The organism is Bacillus sp. ABA4_010, assembly GCF_056159105.1.
The window spans coordinates 3,720,244-3,737,500 of record NZ_JBSWUN010000003.1 but is presented as its reverse complement, the minus strand read 5'-3'; the positions used below and the strand labels follow the sequence as shown (position 1 = coordinate 3,737,500).

The following is a 17,257-nucleotide window of genomic DNA, read 5'->3' as shown; positions in this document are numbered from 1 at the left end:
ACGCACCGCTGGTGTACCAGTTGTCTTGCCAAAGGCATCGCTGGGTAGCTATGTGCGGACGGGATAAGTGCTGAAAGCATCTAAGCATGAAGCCCCCCTCAAGATGAGATTTCCCATAGCGTCAAGCTAGTAAGATCCCTGAAAGATGATCAGGTTGATAGGTCAGAGGTGGAAGCACGGCGACGTGTGGAGCTGACTGATACTAATCGATCGAGGACTTAACCAATTTTAAAGCACAACGTGCTTTTCTCAGCTGCAGTTATCTAGTTTTGAAGGAATAACCTTCATATTGTCTGGTGATGATGGCGAAGAGGTCACACCCGTTCCCATGCCGAACACGGAAGTTAAGCTCTTCAGCGCCGATGGTAGTTGGGGGTCTCCCCCTGTGAGAGTAGGACATTGCCAGGCTTTTATATTATCGCGGGGTGGAGCAGTCTGGTAGCTCGTCGGGCTCATAACCCGAAGGTCGCAGGTTCAAATCCTGTCCCCGCAACCAAATTATTTCACATGTGTGGTCCCGTGGTGTAGTGGTTAACATGCCTGCCTGTCACGCAGGAGATCGCGGGTTCGAGTCCCGTCGGGACCGCCATATTTAGTATAGTAATAACGAAACAATAAGTTTCGTTTTTTTATTTGTTCATCATTTTTGTTAAATCACTTTAACCGTTTTGCATCCTTAGGATTACTTGTCCTAGGGACTTTTTTTTATGCTGAGCATGAAAATATGCATTCCTTTATCAAATTGTGCTGTCCTCTTTACTTATAAAGTTAAGGCTTGTTATATTTGGATAGGATGATAAAAGGGAGTTTACAATAAAGTAAAGTTGTCATTGATAAAAAAGAAGTTTGAAATGAGGCGTATTATATGGGAGCACAACAATCATTTGTACGGTTTACATACTCTCCAGAAGAAACTATGGCAATTGCATCGAAACTGGCTCATTTACTACAACCAGGAGATGTCTTATTATTAGAGGGAGATTTAGGGGCAGGAAAAACGACTTTTACAAAAGGACTGGCGAAAGGACTTGGAATTACGAGAAACGTTAATAGTCCGACTTTCACGATTATAAAAGAATATAAAGGAGGACGCTTGCCTTTATATCATATGGATGTTTACCGACTTGATGATAGCTTTGAAGACTTAGGGTTTGATGAGTATTTTGAGGGAGATGGCGTCACTGTAGTTGAATGGGCCCATCTCATTCAAGAACAACTTCCAGAGCAATTATTGGAAATCAATCTTCATCATGAAGCAGCAGAAGCAAGACGCTTAACCTTAAAGGCTCATGGCCAAAAATATATTGATATTTGTAAGGAGCTTTTAAAAGATGAAAACTCTGGCAATTGATACCTCTAATTATGTAATGGGTGTCTCTATTTTAGATAGAGAAGAAGTAATAGGGGAAATGATTACAAACATGAAAAAGAATCATTCTGTCCGACTGATGCCTGCGATTCAGTCTTTAATGGAAGAATGCGCAGTGAAACCTGCTCAATTAGAACGAATTGTGGTAGCGGAAGGTCCTGGTTCGTATACAGGCGTAAGAATTGGCGTGACCATTGCTAAAACGTTAGCATGGACTTTGAATATTCCATTAGTAGGTGTCTCGAGTTTAGAAGCGCTTGCGACAAATGGGCGTTACTTTCACGGGTATATTTCGCCAGTTTTTGATGCGAGAAGAGGACAAGTTTATACAGGACTTTATCAATATGAAAATGGCCAATTAACAAATGTGCTTGAAGACCGGCTTGTCATGAATGATAAATGGGCAAAGCAATTAAAAGCATATGAATGTCCAATTCTTTTTGTTGGCAATGATGTATCACTCCATGAACCAGTATTCTCTGCTGGGTTAGGCGAGCTTGCGGTCTTTTCACGTGTAACTCAACAAAATCCGCGTCCAAGTGAGCTAGGGTTGATTGGAATGGAGAAGCAACCTATCGATAATGTGCATGATTTTGTTCCAAACTACATTCGAATGGCTGAAGCAGAAGCGAATTGGTTAGCTGCTCAGAAAGATAAGGGTTAAGGAGAAGTACAGGAATGAAGTCATTGATTACTTTTCGATTCATGGAGATGAAAGATATTGATCAAATTCTTGTTATTGAAAGGTTATCCTTTAGCATTCCATGGAGCCGAGAAGCCTTTAATAACGAATTAACTCATAATCAATATGCGCGCTATTTAGTAATGGAAGAAGACGAAAAAATTATTGGCTATTGTGGATTATGGATTGTCTTAGACGAAGCACATGTCACTAATATAGCTCTATTACCGGAATATCGAGGTAAAGGATTAGGGACAGATTTGCTTAATCAAGCAATGATAGAGGCTAGAAATTTAGGAGCTTGTACGATGACTCTTGAGGTAAGGGTGTCAAACTATGTAGCTCAATCTCTCTACAGAAAATTAGGTTTTGAAAATGGTGGAATTCGAAAAAATTATTATACGGATAATCAAGAGGATGCTTTAGTGATGTGGGTGAAATTATGATGGATAAAAAACAATTAATTTTAGCAATTGAAACAAGTTGTGATGAAACAGCTGCAGCCGTTATTCGAAATGGAGTGGACATTGTATCAAATGTAGTTGCTTCACAAATTGATAGCCATAAAAGATTCGGCGGAGTTGTGCCGGAAATTGCGTCTCGGCATCATGTGGAACAAATTACACTTGTCGTGGAAGAGGCTTTAAAGCAGGCCAACATTTCATTTGAAGACATTGATGCAGTCGCGGTCACGGAAGGGCCGGGATTGGTTGGAGCGCTACTCATTGGTGTGAATGCAGCCAAAGCAATGGCATTTGCTCATGGAAAACCTGTAGTAGGGGTTCATCATATCGCTGGTCATATTTATGCGAACCGTTTAGTCAAAGAAATGGAATTTCCTTTGTTATCTTTAGTCGTATCGGGTGGCCATACGGAACTCGTATACATGCCAGAGCATGGTCAGTTTGAAGTTATAGGCGAGACACGAGATGATGCAGCAGGTGAGGCTTATGATAAAGTGGCGAGAACGTTGAATCTTCCTTATCCAGGAGGGCCCCATATCGACCGTTTAGCTCATGAGGGAGAACCTTCCTATTCATTGCCACGAGCATGGTTGGAAGAAGGATCATATGATTTCAGCTTTAGTGGATTGAAGTCAGCTGTCATTAATACCGTTCATAATGCAAATCAAAAAGGTGAGGAAATCAAGCCGACGGACTTGGCTGCAAGCTTTCAGCAAAGCGTCATTGATGTACTAGTGGGAAAAACGATACGCGCTGCAAAAGAGTACAATGTGAAGCAAGTGTTACTAGCTGGAGGAGTAGCGGCGAATAAAGGGTTAAGAAGTGAATTGGAGAAGGCTTTTTCTTCCTTAGATCATGTTGAGCTTGTCATTCCCCCATTGTCTTTGTGTACTGATAATGCAGCTATGATTGGAGCTGCGGGAAGTGTCTTGTTTGAACAAGGGCGCTTATCGACAATGGCATTAAACGCCAATCCTGGTCTTGACTTAGAGAACTAAAAAGAAGCTGCCTGAAAAGAGGGGATGTTCCCCTGTTTCAGGCAGCTTTTTTATTCTTCAAGAAGAAGCTGAAGCTGTTCCCATTCTTCCATTAGTTCCGTTAGTTGTTGTTCATCTTGTTCTTTTTCTTTATTAATCCTTTGAACTTCCTCATGATTTTGATAAACAAGGGGATCACATAATCGTTCCTCATGTTTAGCAATGGCCGCTTCTAGCTCTTGAATACGTTCTTCAATTTCTTCGAGGCGGCGTTTTCGCTGACGAGCGAGTTTTTTGGCTTCTTTGTCTTGCGCATATGAGTTTTTTTCAAGAGCTGCTTCCTTGTTAGCTTTCGCTCCATTTTGCATCTCCTGTTCTTCTAGCTGCTGAATCTCTAAAAGCTCGGCTTTTTTCTCGACATAATAATCATAATCGCCTAAATACTCGTCAGCCTGATGAGCAGACAATTCCACAATCTTTGTAGCGATACGATTAATGAAATAACGATCATGGGATACAAATAAAAGAGTCCCAGGATAGTCAATTAAGGCATTTTCTAATACTTGCTTGCTGTCTAAATCAAGATGGTTAGTAGGCTCATCTAAAATTAAGAAATTGGCTTTTTGCATCATTAATTTAGCAAGAGCAAGACGGGCTTTCTCACCGCCGCTTAAAGTAGAAACGGGTTTAAGCACGTCTTCACCTGAAAAGAGGAAGTTTCCAAGTACTGTACGGATTTCTTTTTCGTTTTTTGTTGGATAATCATCCCATAGTTCTTGCAGGACCGTTTTATTGGATATTAAATTTGCTTGCTCTTGATCGTAGTAGCCAACGGTGACATTTGAACCGAAGTGAATAGCTCCACGTTGTGTAGGAAGCTGTTCGGTGATGGCTTTCAATAACGTCGATTTTCCGACTCCGTTTGGTCCCACTAAAGCAATGCTTTCTCCTCTTGTCATGCGAAGGCTAATGCCATTAATGACCGGAGCCTCTTCCTGACGATACGAAACCGCTACATCCTCTAGCTTCAACACTTCATTTCCGCTTTGACGTTCAATGTCAAACAGGAAAGAGGCTGATTTTTCATCACCTTGAGGTTTGGACAGCATTTCCATGCGATTCAGCTGTTTTCTTCTGCTTTGTGCTCGCTTCGTTGTTGAGGCTCTAGCAAGGTTGCGTTGAATGAAATCATTTAATTTGGCGATTTCATCTTGCTGTTTTTCGTACTGCTTTAAGTCGCGCTCATACTGTTCTGCTTTTTGAATTAAGTAGTTCGAATAGTTGCCAATATATTTTGTTACCGTTGTCCGAGAAACTTCATAAATTTGCGAAACCACTTTATCTAAGAAATAGCGGTCATGCGAGACGATTAAAATTGCGCCTGCATAATTTTGTAAAAATTGTTCAAGCCAAGATAGTGTTTCAATATCTAAATGGTTGGTAGGCTCATCGAGAATGAGTAAATCCGGTTTCGTGAGCAACAGCTTTGCCAGCGCTAATCGTGTTTTTTGTCCCCCGCTTAAAGTAGAAATCGGTGTTTCATAATCATAGTCGGAAAAACGAAAGCCGTGAAGGATTGATCGGGTATCCGCTTCATATTGATAACCGCCTTGATCTTTAAACGAGATTTGTAATTGGTCGTATTCACGGAGAAGTCTTTCATACTGTGCTTCATCGTTTAATAGGTCTGGATCTCCCATTTTCTGTTCCAATGTGCGAAGTTGATGTTCTAATTGTCGTAAAGGCTGGAAGACAGTCATCATTTCGTCCCAAATGGATAATTCCGACTCCAAAATGGTGCTTTGCCCCATGTAATCAATGGTAATGCCTTTTGGTTTGATGATTTCGCCTTGGTCATGGGAATGAAGACCAGCAATAATCTTTAACAATGTCGATTTTCCCGCTCCATTGCGGCCGACAAGTCCCACTCGATCTTTGGATTGGATCTCCATTTTTATATTTGTTAAAACAGGTTCAGCACCAAAATACTTGGCGATGTTATTTAATTGTAAAAGAATCATATGGTTCACCTCTATTAGTATAGGTTTAGTGTATCGTAATGTATGAATCCCGAGCAACTGTCCAATATTATTTATGCTGATATAATGGGAGAAGTAAGTCCATTTTTATCCAGATTGCTACCTATTAGTGTGTATGAAATGCAGGGAGCATAAGAGACAGATGGATGAAAATAGTGTATAGTCATAAATAGAGGAGGAGAAGATGTGAGTTTGACGCATTTTAACGATCAAGGTAGAGCGAAGATGGTTGACATCTCGGAAAAGCTTGAAACGTTCCGCACAGCTGTTGCGGTTTCCAGTGTAGAAGTGAATGAAGAAATCTATCAAAAAATAGAGAAGCGAGAGATTGGAAAAGGAGATGTGTTAGCGGTTTCACAAGTCGCTGGAATTATGGCGGCTAAGAAAACGGCTGATGTCATACCGATGTGTCACCCTATTGCCTTAAAAGGGGTAGACATTTCTTTTTCATGGAGTCAAAAAGGAGCAAATTATTTACTAAATATTCAAGTAGAGGTCAAAACTAAAGGAAGTACAGGAGTCGAGATGGAAGCGTTAACTGCTGCTTCTATATGTGCGCTGACGGTTTACGATATGTGCAAAGCGATTGATAAAGCCATGGTAATCGGACCTACATATTTAGTAGAAAAAACAGGTGGGAAGAACGGAGATTTTAAGAGAGAGAATTTATAATATATACAGGCTTTTGGATTGTGGGAGGGAACCATGAATACTGAGCAATTAAAAATACCACAAGCAACTGCGAAGCGATTGCCTCTTTATTATCGCTTTTTGAAAAACTTGCATTCTTCAGGAAAACAACGTGTTTCTTCAGCTGAATTAAGCGAGGCTGTTAAAGTGGACTCAGCAACCATTCGTAGAGATTTTTCTTATTTTGGAGCACTTGGCAAAAAAGGTTATGGCTATAATGTCAATTATTTGCTATCCTTTTTTAGGAAAACGTTAGATCAAGACGAAGTCACGAAAGTAGCCCTCATTGGAGTGGGAAACTTAGGAACCGCCTTTTTAAATTATAATTTCATTAAGAACAATAATACGAAAATTGAATTTGCTTTTGATGTTGAAAAAAATAAAGTAGGCACAAATGTAGGTGGAGTACCCATTTATCATCTAGATGATTTAGAGGAGAAAATTACGGGAGAGATTTCAGTTGCAATTTTAACGGTGCCAGCAAGTGCAGCGCAACAAATTACAGACCGCTTAGTTAAAAGTGGAATTAAAGGAATCTTGAATTTTACGCCAGCTCGTATTAGTGTACCAGACTCTATTCGCATCCATCACATTGATTTGGCAGTGGAACTTCAATCACTTGTGTATTTCTTAAAGAACTATCCGCAGGATCTTTAAACAGGTTAATTAAGATGAGAGGAGACAGGTATTTATGGGTTTAGGATTTGGTAGCTTTTTATTAATTGCCCTTGTCGCATTGCTTATTTTTGGACCAAAGAAATTACCTGAGCTTGGAAAAGCAGCAGGTCATACGCTAAAAGAATTTAAAGATGCAACTAAGGGATTAGCAGATGATGATGACGATAAGCGCAGCGAAAAGTAAGGAATGAGTGTTATGACGGAACAAGAAATGTCTGTGTATGATCATATTGGAGAGCTGCGAAAGCGGGTAATCATTACGATTGTCTTTTTTTTAGCGGCTACCATTGGATCATTTTTCTTAGTAAAGCCGATTATTTTATATTTGCAACAGGCAGATGAAGCGAAGGAATTAACGATGAATGCCTTTCGGCTGACTGATCCAATTAAAATCTATATGCAGTTTGCTTTTATCATCGGATGTATTTTATCTTCGCCCATTGCTTTGTATCAACTATGGGCCTTTATCAGTCCAGGTCTTTATGAAAAAGAACGAAAAGTGACTTTAAGCTATATTCCCGCTTCATTGTTTTTGTTTTTAGGGGGCATTTCATTTGCTTATTTTATCTTGTTTCCATTTGTCGTTCATTTCATGACAGGGCTGGCGAATGATTTAAACATTCAACAAGTTATTGGCATTAATGAATATTTTCAGTTTTTGCTGAAGCTGGTTCTGCCGTTCGGTTTATTGTTTCAGCTTCCTGTTATTGTTATGTTTTTAACAAGGCTAGGGATTGTGACACCGATGTTTTTAGCGAATGTGAGAAGGTATGCCTACTTTTTCCTATTGGTCATTGCTGCGTTCATTACGCCGCCTGACATTATTTCTCATCTAATGGTCACAGTGCCGTTACTGCTTCTTTATGAAATTAGTATTATCATCTCAAAATCTGCTTACCGTAAAGTATTGAAAGCTGAGCAGGAAGCTCAAGCTAACATGTAACGAAGCAAAAGGGCCCTTCGCCAATGTTCAATTGGTAAAGGGCCCTTTTACATAGATATTTTTATTTCTGCTGTTGAAGCTTTTTAATTTGATAATGAAGGTTGAAAATACGTAGAGCTGTGCCGAAATCAAAAGCCGCGACTGCCATCAGCAAAATGGTACCGAAGTCAAAAAGCCCTTTTTCTGCACTTCCGACGGCAAGGTACGTAAATAATGCCCCCATTAACACATAAATAAGCCCCATAAAGAGGGACGGATTTCTCACCATAAAAAGCCTCCCAAAATAATTTGCATTTGCTCTGCGTTGCGTTGCATCTCTTCCAGTTGATCCGCAAAAATGGTTTGACCTAATACGACAATCGTATTCATCATAACATGCGCCACAATCGGAACAAGAATTTGCTTCGTTTTGGAATATAAATAGGCAAAAACTAATCCCATGGCCGTATAAATTAAAAGATGGCTAAAATCGAGATGAACGAATGCAAAGACGATGGCACTTATAAGAGCTGATAAGAAAAAGCCGAGTTTAGGAACAAGTGTGCCGAAAATGATTTTACGAAAAATGATTTCCTCCAAAATAGGTCCAATAACGGACGTCACAATAATGAGGAGAGGCGTCATTTTCACTAAATCTACGATGAACTCCGTGTTTTGAGAACCGGGTTCAATTCCTAATACATTCATTTCAATCATAGCTGCAATGGATTGCGCAGCCAAAGCAAGAAATACGCCGAAAATAGACCAAAGGAATGTTTTCGAGACGGAAGTAGGTTGTCGCATGTTCATGTCGTTTCTTAATAAAAAAAGAACAATGATAAGAGCGATAGAGAAGCTAATAATGGTCCAATAGCTTGCAGCTAATGGTTGGGCAATCGTAAGAGGCTGATCAGATGCTACACCTAGAGAAAGCAGCAAATCAATGCCAATAACTCCAGAGAGCTGCATTACGACATATGTCAAAATGATAAGCCAATATTGTTTCTTCAATCTGCATACTCCTTTTCAGCAATCGTTTATATACACTATATTGTAACATAGTACGATAAATAACAAATGAGGTCATGTTTAAAGTCGCAATCATTTATCAAGTAAGGCAGGTTTAGAATACATGGAAAGAGAAATAATCTAATATAGACCGATGAAAGCGAAAGTTTCACAATTGAAAAATTTTTATATTTTTACTTGCAAAAAAAAGTCAGTTTATTTAATATAATAATTGTGTTAGCACTCAAAGATGATGAGTGCTAATAAGAAACTAATACGATGGATATATATTTGAGGAGGTTGTTTCACTTGTTAAAGCCATTAGGTGATCGCGTAGTAATTGAGCTTGTACAATCTGAAGAAAAAACGGCAAGCGGTATTGTATTACCGGATACTGCGAAAGAAAAGCCTCAAGAAGGTAAAGTAGTAGCAGCGGGAACTGGTCGTGTACTAGACAGCGGTGAGCGCGTTGCTCTTGAAGTAGCTGAAGGTGATCGCATTATCTTCTCAAAATACGCTGGTACAGAAGTGAAATTCGAAGGCAAAGAATACTTGATTTTGCGTGAGAGCGATATTTTAGCTGTTATTGGCTAATTTCATATTTTTACTTAATTGAACGATCCAAATATCATATGATTGTTAAAATATATTACTATTTCTGAGGAGGTCTACAAACATGGCAAAAGAGATTATGTTCAGTGAAGAAGCTCGTCGTGCGATGCTTCGCGGTGTGGATCAATTAGCGAATGCGGTAAAAGTAACTCTTGGACCAAAAGGACGCAACGTGGTTTTAGAGAAAAAATTCGGTTCTCCATTAATCACCAATGATGGTGTGACAATTGCGAAAGAAATCGAATTAGAAGATGCATTCGAAAACATGGGTGCGAAATTAGTAGCAGAAGTTGCAAGCAAAACAAACGATGTTGCTGGTGACGGTACAACAACTGCAACAGTTTTAGCACAAGCGATGATTCGTGAAGGCCTTAAAAACGTAACAGCTGGCGCTAACCCAATGGGTGTTCGTAAAGGAATGGAAAAAGCAGTAGCTGTAGCTGTAGAAGAATTAAAAGCAATTTCTAAGCCAATCGAAGGCAAAGCTTCTATCGCTCAAGTTGCGGCCATTTCTGCAGCTGACGAAGAAGTAGGCCAATTAATCGCAGAAGCAATGGAGCGTGTAGGTAACGACGGTGTTATTACACTTGAAGAATCTAAAGGCTTCACAACAGAATTAGAAGTGGTTGAAGGGATGCAATTTGACCGCGGCTACGCTTCTCCATACATGGTAACAGATTCTGATAAAATGGAAGCAGTTCTTGAAAATCCATATATCTTAATCACAGATAAAAAGATTTCAAACATTCAAGAAATCTTACCAGTATTAGAGCAAGTTGTACAACAAGGCAAGCCATTATTATTAATTGCTGAAGATGTAGAAGGGGAAGCGTTAGCTACGTTAGTAGTGAACAAACTTCGCGGTACATTCACAGCAGTTGCAGTTAAAGCTCCTGGATTCGGTGACCGTCGTAAAGCGATGCTTCAAGATATCGCCATTTTAACAGGCGGTGAAGTAATCACAGAAGAGTTAGGCTTAGACCTTAAGTCTGCAAACATCAACCAATTAGGTCGTGCGGCTAAAGTGGTTGTGACAAAAGAAAACACAACAGTTGTTAACGGTGCTGGCGATACAGCTAACATCGAAGCTCGTGTGAACCAAATTAAAGCACAGCTTGAAGAAACAACTTCAGAGTTCGATAAAGAAAAATTACAAGAGCGCTTAGCAAAATTATCTGGTGGCGTAGCGGTAATCAAAGTTGGTGCTGCGACAGAGACAGAATTAAAAGAGCGCAAATTACGTATTGAAGACGCATTAAACTCTACTCGTGCTGCAGTGGAAGAAGGTATTGTAGCTGGTGGTGGTACAGCGTTAGTGAACATCTACAATAAAGTAGCAGACATTCAAGCAGAAGGTGATGAAGCAACAGGTATCAACATCGTATTACGTGCGATGGAAGAGCCAGTTCGTCAAATCGCTCACAATGCTGGTTTAGAAGGCTCAGTTATTGTAGAACGCTTAAAAGGTGTAGAAGTAGGCACAGGCTTCAATGCAGCTACTGGCGAGTGGGTTAACATGATCGAAACGGGTATCGTAGACCCAACAAAAGTAACTCGTTCTGCACTTCAAAACGCAGCATCTGTTGCGGCTATGTTCTTAACAACTGAAGCAGTTGTAGCTGATAAGCCAGAAGAAAACAAAATGCCTGCAATGCCTGACATGGGCGGAATGGGTGGAATGGGCGGCATGATGTAATTCATGCTCCCGAAAGCCTTTATATAAGGTTTTTAAAGAAGCTTCTCATAAGTTGAGTAAACTTGTGAGGAGCTTCTTTTTTGTTTTTCTCGACAATGGTAACCTCTTTACCATCGTTTCTCGTAATGTATGGTGAATTGTTTCTTTAAGAGGGGAAGGAGTTATATCCTATTTATAGAATATTCTTGATATTGATATGTAAAAATATTCTAGAATATAAGAAAAGTGGTGATTATTATTGACACGGAAATATTTCACTCAAATATAAGTATGTTAGAAATTTTGGATAATATAAAAGAAGGCTGTTATTTCTTGAACTCAAGAATGGAATTCGAATTTATTAATCGAGCGGCTGAAAAAATAATCGAGAAACCAAAAGAAGAGTTGTTAGGGAAGTGTCTTTGGGATGTGTTACCTAATTATGTAGGGACAAAACTTTATTATCTCTACAATAAAGCGTTTGAAGAGCAGGAACTGCAATCGTTTGAAGTAGTAACATTGTATTCAAATCGAATTGTTGAAGTAAAAGTCTTTCCTAATAAAGAGGGTTTGTTATGTGTTTTTAGCGATATAACAAAAATCAAGGAAAGAGAAAGAGAAGAAAGATATTATGATAAGTTAAAAATTATTGGTGAAATGGCGGCAGGAGTGGCGCATGAAGTTAGAAATCCGATGACTACTGTTAAAGGATTTTTACAGATTATGTCCAAGGACGAAGATTTGGAGAACTATGACAGTCATGTCAAATTGATGATTGATGAAATAGACCGTGTGAATAATATAATTGCTGAGTTCTTGAATTTAGCTAGAAATAAAGCAAGGAACGAGAAAAATTCTTCTTTGAACCAAATTATCACATCGTTATATCCTTTACTTGAAACAAGGGCCTTAAAGGAAGGAAAACTTGTAAAGTTAGGATTAGGAAACATCTCCAATATAATGGTAGATCAAGATGAGATACGACAACTTTTATTAAATATGATTAATAATTCTTTAGACGCCATGGAAGAAGGAAATACCGTTTCGATTATTACATATAAAGAAACCGGAGCTGTTATTCTATGTATTAAAGATGAAGGTAGTGGGATTCCTGAACGTTTAATAAATGACATCCCCACTCCTTTTTTGACTGGGAAAGAGAATGGAACGGGCTTAGGTTTATCTATTTGTTATTCAATTGCACAAAGAAATAATGCTAAAATTGATTTTAAGACAAATCATAATGGCACTACTTTTAACATTCGTTTTGTACATTGATAATAATGCTTTCATGACAAAAAGCGAAATTAATATAGCTTTATGGACACATCCTTATTAAATTATTACAATATATGCTAAGAAAAAGAGGGGTTTTATAAAGCTGAAAATCCAAAAAACATAATAATGATTGTTAAGAAAACGATAATGGATGTATATCTTTCTAGTGGTTCATTCAAAGAATTAAGCAGCGAGTTTGGCGTTTGGGATATTATGATTGATAAGGAGGTTGAACACTGCACGCCAAAAGGTTTATGCTCATTAAGGAGCATAGGCCTTTTTTGCTTTGAAAACAGGAGATTGAAAGAGCGGTGAAGAAGAGAGTAAAGATAAAATTTCAGCTTAGAGGAGGTCACTTGCTTGCAAAGTTTAACATCGGTACAAGAAAAATTGCATAAGGTGATTGAAAATGTTGAAAAAGTCATGGTCGGCAAGCAAGAAGTGGTCGTCTTAAGTTTACTTGCTTTAATTGCGGAAGGCCATGTGTTGCTGGAAGATGTTCCTGGTGTCGGCAAAACGATGATGGTTAAAGCGCTAGCCAAATCCATCAATACAGACTTTAAACGTATTCAATTTACTCCTGACTTACTGCCGTCTGATGTAGTGGGAGTTTCGATATATAATCCGAAAGAAGCGGAATTTGAGTATCGACCGGGTCCCATCATGAGTCATCTTGTATTAGGGGATGAAATTAATCGTACTTCTCCTAGAACACAGTCCGCTTTATTAGAAGGGATGGAAGAAGGGAAAGTAACGGTAGACGGTGTGACAAGAAAATTACCAACTCCGTTTTTTGTCATGGCGACACAAAATCCAACAAACTTTGAAGGGACCCACACCCTCCCAGAAGCACAGCTGGATCGCTTTTTAATGAAATTGAGCATGGGATACCCATCAATGGAAGAGGAAATCGAAATTTTAAACCGTTTAGGAATGGATGATCCACTTGAAGCATTGGAGCCTGTCATGACTATTGATGAATTGGTGGAGATTCAGCAACAAGCGAAGCAAGTATATGTAGATGAAACAGTTAAACAGTACATCGTACACATTGTGCATCAAACGAGGGAGCATCAGGCGATTCAATTAGGAGTCAGCCCCCGTGGTTCAATCGCTTTAATGAGGAGCGTGCAGGCGCTTGCGTTATTACAAGGAAGAGACTACTGCCTTCCAGATGATGTGCAAAAACTATCGCCTCACGTTTTACCTCATCGCCTTATGTTGAAAGCAGAAGCCCGTTTTAGTGGAATTAACGCAGGAGACGTCGTCACACAAATTGTTGAGCAAGTGCGTGTTCCGATTAAAAGGTAAAGGATAATGAAACGTTTGAAGCGATTATTCATGAGAGCTATTCCTGTTATGACCGTGCTGTTTTTCCTTTGTGTAACGTTTGTGTATGCGATGTTTCAAGGTGGTTTTGTTAGTTGGTTTTTATTTTATAGCTTTGCACCGTTTGGATGCTATTCGTTGGCCGTTATGCTCTATCCATTGCAGGGGATGAACATTCAGCGAGCATTAAATCAGTCGTCCTACCGAGCGGGAGATGAGCTAAAGGCAACCATTACGATTACACGTAAAAGTAGGTTTCCGTTGCTTTATCTCCTAATAGAAGATGAACTGCCCCATCATTTAGTACAGCATTACGGGGGAAATGTATCTAAAATCATAGTGTTTCCCTTCTTTCGCAAAGAAATAGAGATTCAATATTCGTTGTTTCAGCTTCCGAGAGGGGAGTACATCTTTAACAATATGAAAATTCGAACGGGTGATTTTTTTGGCCTTGTAACAAAAGAAGCTTTTTATGTACAAGAAGAACATTATGTGGTTTATCCGAAGATTGCGCTGATAAAACCTGACATAATACAGAGGTTGTCTGAGGGAGGAGCCGATGCTTCTCGGAATTTCTTTCATCAAGCGAGTGAAGTCATCACAGGCATCCGTGAATATCAGGCAGGTGACCGCTTTGCATGGGTCGATTGGAAAGCGTTCGCGAAGAAAAATCAACTGGTATCAAAGGAATTTGAGCCGCAAAAAACAAGTGGTTTCACAGTTGTGATGGATGGAAGTGCCCGATGCGGCTTAGAAGCAAGAATTGTGTTTACGGCTTCCATTTTATCAGCCTTTGAAAAAAGAGCGGAGGATCTTCATTTTATATCGCTAGGAGATATCGTCTTTACAAAAACATTGAAGAATTCTTCGGTTGCGCTAAAGGATGTTTTTCGTCATTTAGCGGTGGTACAAGGAGAGAAAGACAATCGGTTTCCGGATAGGCTTTATTCATACTCGCTCAAACAACCGCCCGAAACGAATCTCATTTTAGTTGTAACAGAGGTAAATAAAGAGTTGGAAGCAGTCATAGAAATGATGGTTAAGCGAGGTCATCATGTAATGAGTATTATTGTGATACCGGAGGAATACTCACTGACGGAACCACAGCTAAATCCAAAGATTCAATGGAGGATTGTGAAGGAACGTGAATTTCTTGATTCAATGACGGAACAAACGGACTAATTCCTCATGGTGAAACGATAGGGGGGGAATAGTGAACGTGCAGAGACAAATGAGTGAGCAGCCATTGATGCTCTTTTTTTATGGAGCTTCTTTTCTCTTACTATATGAGTGGTTGAACCCGTTGAAATATATTACTGACACCGAAAGAAATGGCGTGTTTGTCCTTTTTGTAGCATTGAGCTTAGGGATTTATACGTTGAGGATAAGAGTGGTTGCCAGCGCCTTATTGAAGTGGATGTATATCGCCTTTTCTATTCATCTTTTATATATCGATACTCCGCTTATAAGCGGGAAATGGCTGGCTATTTTACTAAGAAAAATGATAGAAGATATTCAGCTATTTTGGGCATTGGACGTTTATCAATTATCATCCGAGTTTAGAAGTTTATTATTTTTTATTCTTCTATGGCTTTTATGCTACCTTGTGTATCATTGGGTGTTTATTCAAAAAAGAATTCTCTTATTTTTTTTCATGACACTTTGTTACATTACAATCATTGATACTTTTTTGCCGTATGATGCAACGGTTTCAATAATACGTACTGTGATTGTGGGTTTTCTTTTGATCTTTTTTCTTTCAATGGAAAGGATGAGAGCAAAGGTGTTTTCAGTTCAGGTGAAATTATTGCCAAGAACATTCATTGTAACCCTTTTTACAATAGTATTAGGCGTTGTAGCAACAGCTTACATCCTTCCCAAACCTGACCCACAGTGGCCAGATCCGGTCCCATTTATAAAAGGGTACGCTAAGGGGGAGGATTGGAGAGACGGATCTTCCCGTACTCAAAAAGTAGGGTATGGAACGAATGATTCCCAATTAGGGGGCCCTTTTGTTGGAGATAGCACAGTGGTTTTTTATGCTGAATCAGCGGAAAAGCATTACTGGCGTATTGAAACCAAGGATTTTTATTCTGGCAAGGGGTGGGAAGTATCGGAAAGTATGAACGCTATTCCTATCGACGAGGAAGAGTTTCGAGTTTTTCGATATGATGAAAAAGTCGAGACAACCTCACTTTCATCAACAATTCAATTTGTTGAACCATCTCTTCATTTGATGTATCCGTTGTCTACGACATCCATCCGATTAAACGAAGAGTTAAATTTGAAGGTTAACCCAATGACCGAAAAGCTTTATCCATATCGTGGGGAAGGCTTGAGAGAGGTATCCGGCTATGAGACTGTCTATGAATATCCGTCCTTTCAAGTAGAGATGCTGACACAAGATGCTAAGGATGAAAGAGAAGATGAACCTCAGTTTAATGAGAAGTATACGCAGCTTCCGTCATCGTTACCTGATCGAGTGAAAGGTTTGGCAAAGGATATTACAGAAGGGCTTTCGAATCGTTATGAACAAGCGAAAGCGATTGAACGATATTTCCAAGTTAATTCGTATATATATGATACGAAAAATGTAGCCACTCCAAGTGAAAGTGAAGATTATGTGGATCAGTTTTTATTTGATACAAAAAGAGGGTATTGCGATAATTTTTCAACGTCTATGGTCGTACTGCTGCGAACGCTTGATATACCAGCAAGATGGGTGAAAGGATATACATACGGAAAAGCGGTTAGTTCCATTAACGATGAGTACACACGATATGAAATTACTCAAAATAATGCCCATTCATGGGTAGAGGTTTATTTCCCAGGTGTAGGGTGGGTCCCATTTGAGCCAACAAAGAGCTTCAGCAATCCGTATAGCTTTACGGCTGATGTGTCACCAACGGCCCCGTCTCCAAGCGTGCCAGAACAAGAAGAAGCAGCTGCTTTGGAAGAAAAACCGGAACCGGTACAACAACAGAATGAACAAGTAAACCCAAAAACACAAAGTAATCAAGGCATTGCGAGCCAGAAAGTAGTTTTTCTATTGTTTGTATGTTTGGCAGGAATTGCTGCTCTTATATATACCACTAAAACAAAATGGGTGCCCTATTGGCTCATTCTTTTGTATAGAAGAAGAAAAGATGAGCGTGTATTTGAAGATGCCTATTTAAGTTTGTTGAAGCAATTGGGGAAAAGGGGCATGAAAAAGAAAGAAGGACAAACACTAAGGGAATATGGCCAATTTGTTGATGGTTGCTTTCAAACAAAAGAGATGAGTATGTTAACGGAAAGGTATGAACGGACGCTGTACCGAAGGGATGATTCCTATAGTGAGTGGACTAAATCGGTGGAATTGTGGGAAAATTTAATCAAAAAGACAAGACCTTGACCTGTAAATAACAGATTGATAGAATGATTTCAATAAATAGTTGTTATGATTCCTTCGTATATCCTCGATAATATGGTTCGAGAGTCTCTACCGGGTTACCGTAAATTTCCTGACTATGAAGGCAGTATGTTCTATTTGTA

Annotated in this window: 17 protein-coding genes, 2 tRNA genes, 2 rRNA genes and 1 riboswitch (1 of these 22 cut by a window edge); of the genes, 18 read left to right on the top strand and 3 right to left on the bottom strand. The window is 39.3% G+C overall.

Annotated features, from left to right (window positions below; all coding sequences use genetic code 11):
• The 8 genes from ACXAEO_RS19655 to tsaD all read left to right on the top strand — a co-directional run.
• Positions 1-226: ribosomal RNA gene (locus ACXAEO_RS19655) — 23S ribosomal RNA — on the top strand (it extends 2,706 nt beyond the left edge of the window).
• A 66-nt stretch (positions 227-292) separates the two neighbouring features.
• Positions 293-408, top strand: a 5S ribosomal RNA gene (gene rrf, locus ACXAEO_RS19650).
• 11 nt (positions 409-419) lie between these two features.
• Positions 420-496, top strand: a tRNA-Met gene (locus tag ACXAEO_RS19645).
• 17 nt (positions 497-513) lie between these two features.
• Positions 514-589: transfer RNA gene (locus ACXAEO_RS19640), tRNA-Asp, on the top strand.
• 276 nt (positions 590-865) lie between these two features.
• A complete protein-coding gene (gene tsaE, locus ACXAEO_RS19635) occupies positions 866-1,351 on the top strand; it encodes a tRNA (adenosine(37)-N6)-threonylcarbamoyltransferase complex ATPase subunit type 1 TsaE (protein WP_474883885.1) in 486 nt (161 codons plus the stop codon).
• Positions 1,332-2,033 carry a tRNA (adenosine(37)-N6)-threonylcarbamoyltransferase complex dimerization subunit type 1 TsaB gene (tsaB, locus tag ACXAEO_RS19630; protein ID WP_474883884.1) on the top strand — a complete coding sequence of 234 codons (702 nt, stop codon included), beginning with the start codon at positions 1,332-1,334 and terminating at the stop codon, positions 2,031-2,033. Before tsaE ends, tsaB begins: the two co-directional genes overlap by 20 nt.
• A gap of 14 nt (positions 2,034-2,047) precedes the next feature.
• On the top strand, positions 2,048-2,497 hold the full coding sequence (gene rimI / locus ACXAEO_RS19625) for a ribosomal protein S18-alanine N-acetyltransferase (RefSeq protein ID WP_474883883.1): 450 nt from the start codon (positions 2,048-2,050) through the stop codon (positions 2,495-2,497).
• Positions 2,497-3,513 carry a tRNA (adenosine(37)-N6)-threonylcarbamoyltransferase complex transferase subunit TsaD gene (tsaD, locus tag ACXAEO_RS19620; RefSeq protein ID WP_474884303.1) on the top strand — a complete coding sequence of 339 codons (1,017 nt, stop codon included), beginning with the start codon at positions 2,497-2,499 and terminating at the stop codon, positions 3,511-3,513. The genes rimI and tsaD overlap by 1 nt, the downstream gene beginning before the upstream one ends.
• 50 nt (positions 3,514-3,563) lie before the next feature.
• Here the strand turns inward: tsaD and ACXAEO_RS19615 are convergent, their stop codons facing one another.
• Positions 3,564-5,513, bottom strand: a complete 1,950-nt coding sequence (locus ACXAEO_RS19615; RefSeq protein ID WP_474883880.1) for an ABC transporter ATP-binding protein — start codon at positions 5,511-5,513, stop codon at positions 3,564-3,566.
• A gap of 204 nt (positions 5,514-5,717) precedes the next feature.
• On the opposite strand from ACXAEO_RS19615, the gene moaC reads away from it, so the two are divergent.
• Genes moaC through tatC form a run of 4 tightly spaced genes read left to right on the top strand, consistent with a single transcriptional unit; the run spans position 5,718 to position 7,842 of the window.
• Positions 5,718-6,203: a cyclic pyranopterin monophosphate synthase MoaC gene (moaC, locus tag ACXAEO_RS19610; protein ID WP_474883878.1), complete on the top strand. Its 486-nt coding sequence runs from the start codon at positions 5,718-5,720 to the stop codon at positions 6,201-6,203.
• Positions 6,204-6,236: 33 nt separating this feature from the next.
• Entirely contained in the window at positions 6,237-6,878 is a 642-nt protein-coding gene (locus ACXAEO_RS19605) for a redox-sensing transcriptional repressor Rex (RefSeq protein WP_474883876.1), read from the top strand.
• A 34-nt stretch (positions 6,879-6,912) separates the two neighbouring features.
• On the top strand, positions 6,913-7,083 hold the full coding sequence (tatA, locus tag ACXAEO_RS19600) for a twin-arginine translocase TatA/TatE family subunit (protein ID WP_474883875.1): 171 nt from the start codon (positions 6,913-6,915) through the stop codon (positions 7,081-7,083).
• Positions 7,084-7,095: 12 nt separating this feature from the next.
• On the top strand, positions 7,096-7,842 hold the full coding sequence (tatC, locus tag ACXAEO_RS19595; protein WP_474883874.1) for a twin-arginine translocase subunit TatC: 747 nt from the start codon (positions 7,096-7,098) through the stop codon (positions 7,840-7,842).
• A 61-nt stretch (positions 7,843-7,903) separates the two neighbouring features.
• On the opposite strand, the gene ACXAEO_RS19590 is transcribed toward tatC, so the two are convergent.
• Together ACXAEO_RS19590 and ACXAEO_RS19585 are read right to left on the bottom strand one after the other, a co-directional pair.
• Positions 7,904-8,110, bottom strand: coding sequence for a YdiK family protein (locus tag ACXAEO_RS19590; RefSeq protein ID WP_474883872.1), 207 nt, complete (start codon positions 8,108-8,110; stop codon positions 7,904-7,906).
• A complete protein-coding gene (locus tag ACXAEO_RS19585) occupies positions 8,104-8,832 on the bottom strand; it encodes a lysostaphin resistance A-like protein (RefSeq protein ID WP_474883871.1) in 729 nt (242 codons plus the stop codon). Before ACXAEO_RS19585 ends, ACXAEO_RS19590 begins: the two co-directional genes overlap by 7 nt.
• A gap of 306 nt (positions 8,833-9,138) precedes the next feature.
• Between ACXAEO_RS19585 and groES the strand changes: the two genes are divergently transcribed.
• From groES to ACXAEO_RS19555, 6 genes are all read left to right on the top strand, one after another.
• On the top strand, positions 9,139-9,423 hold the full coding sequence (gene groES, locus ACXAEO_RS19580) for a co-chaperone GroES (protein ID WP_474884302.1): 285 nt from the start codon (positions 9,139-9,141) through the stop codon (positions 9,421-9,423).
• Between the two features lie 82 nt (positions 9,424-9,505).
• Positions 9,506-11,137 (top strand): chaperonin GroEL, encoded by a 1,632-nt coding sequence (groL, locus tag ACXAEO_RS19575; protein ID WP_474883870.1) that lies wholly within the window; start codon positions 9,506-9,508, stop codon positions 11,135-11,137.
• Between the two features lie 225 nt (positions 11,138-11,362).
• Positions 11,363-12,394: a two-component system sensor histidine kinase NtrB gene (locus ACXAEO_RS19570; protein ID WP_474883868.1), complete on the top strand. Its 1,032-nt coding sequence runs from the start codon at positions 11,363-11,365 to the stop codon at positions 12,392-12,394.
• 360 nt (positions 12,395-12,754) lie between these two features.
• Positions 12,755-13,705 (top strand): AAA family ATPase, encoded by a 951-nt coding sequence (locus ACXAEO_RS19565; RefSeq protein ID WP_474883866.1) that lies wholly within the window; start codon positions 12,755-12,757, stop codon positions 13,703-13,705.
• A 15-nt stretch (positions 13,706-13,720) separates the two neighbouring features.
• Complete coding sequence (locus ACXAEO_RS19560; RefSeq protein ID WP_474883864.1) at positions 13,721-14,905, top strand: DUF58 domain-containing protein; 1,185 nt, start codon at positions 13,721-13,723, stop codon at positions 14,903-14,905.
• 31 nt (positions 14,906-14,936) lie between these two features.
• A complete protein-coding gene (locus ACXAEO_RS19555) occupies positions 14,937-17,117 on the top strand; it encodes a DUF4129 domain-containing transglutaminase family protein (protein ID WP_474883861.1) in 2,181 nt (726 codons plus the stop codon).
• Between the two features lie 34 nt (positions 17,118-17,151).
• A riboswitch (purine riboswitch) is annotated at positions 17,152-17,253 on the top strand.
• Positions 17,254-17,257: the final 4 nt, after the last annotated feature.

Coding starts and splice junctions, on each gene's coding strand:
- tsaE (WP_474883885.1), top strand. CDS start 866: ATGGGAGCACAACAATCATTTGTACGGTTTACATACTCTCCAGAAGAA.
- tsaB (WP_474883884.1), top strand. CDS start 1,332: ATGAAAACTCTGGCAATTGATACCTCTAATTATGTAATGGGTGTCTCT.
- rimI (WP_474883883.1), top strand. CDS start 2,048: ATGAAGTCATTGATTACTTTTCGATTCATGGAGATGAAAGATATTGAT.
- tsaD (WP_474884303.1), top strand. CDS start 2,497: ATGGATAAAAAACAATTAATTTTAGCAATTGAAACAAGTTGTGATGAA.
- ACXAEO_RS19615 (WP_474883880.1), bottom strand. CDS start 5,513: ATGATTCTTTTACAATTAAATAACATCGCCAAGTATTTTGGTGCTGAA.
- ACXAEO_RS19605 (WP_474883876.1), top strand. CDS start 6,237: ATGAATACTGAGCAATTAAAAATACCACAAGCAACTGCGAAGCGATTG.
- tatA (WP_474883875.1), top strand. CDS start 6,913: ATGGGTTTAGGATTTGGTAGCTTTTTATTAATTGCCCTTGTCGCATTG.
- tatC (WP_474883874.1), top strand. CDS start 7,096: ATGACGGAACAAGAAATGTCTGTGTATGATCATATTGGAGAGCTGCGA.
- ACXAEO_RS19590 (WP_474883872.1), bottom strand. CDS start 8,110: ATGGTGAGAAATCCGTCCCTCTTTATGGGGCTTATTTATGTGTTAATG.
- groL (WP_474883870.1), top strand. CDS start 9,506: ATGGCAAAAGAGATTATGTTCAGTGAAGAAGCTCGTCGTGCGATGCTT.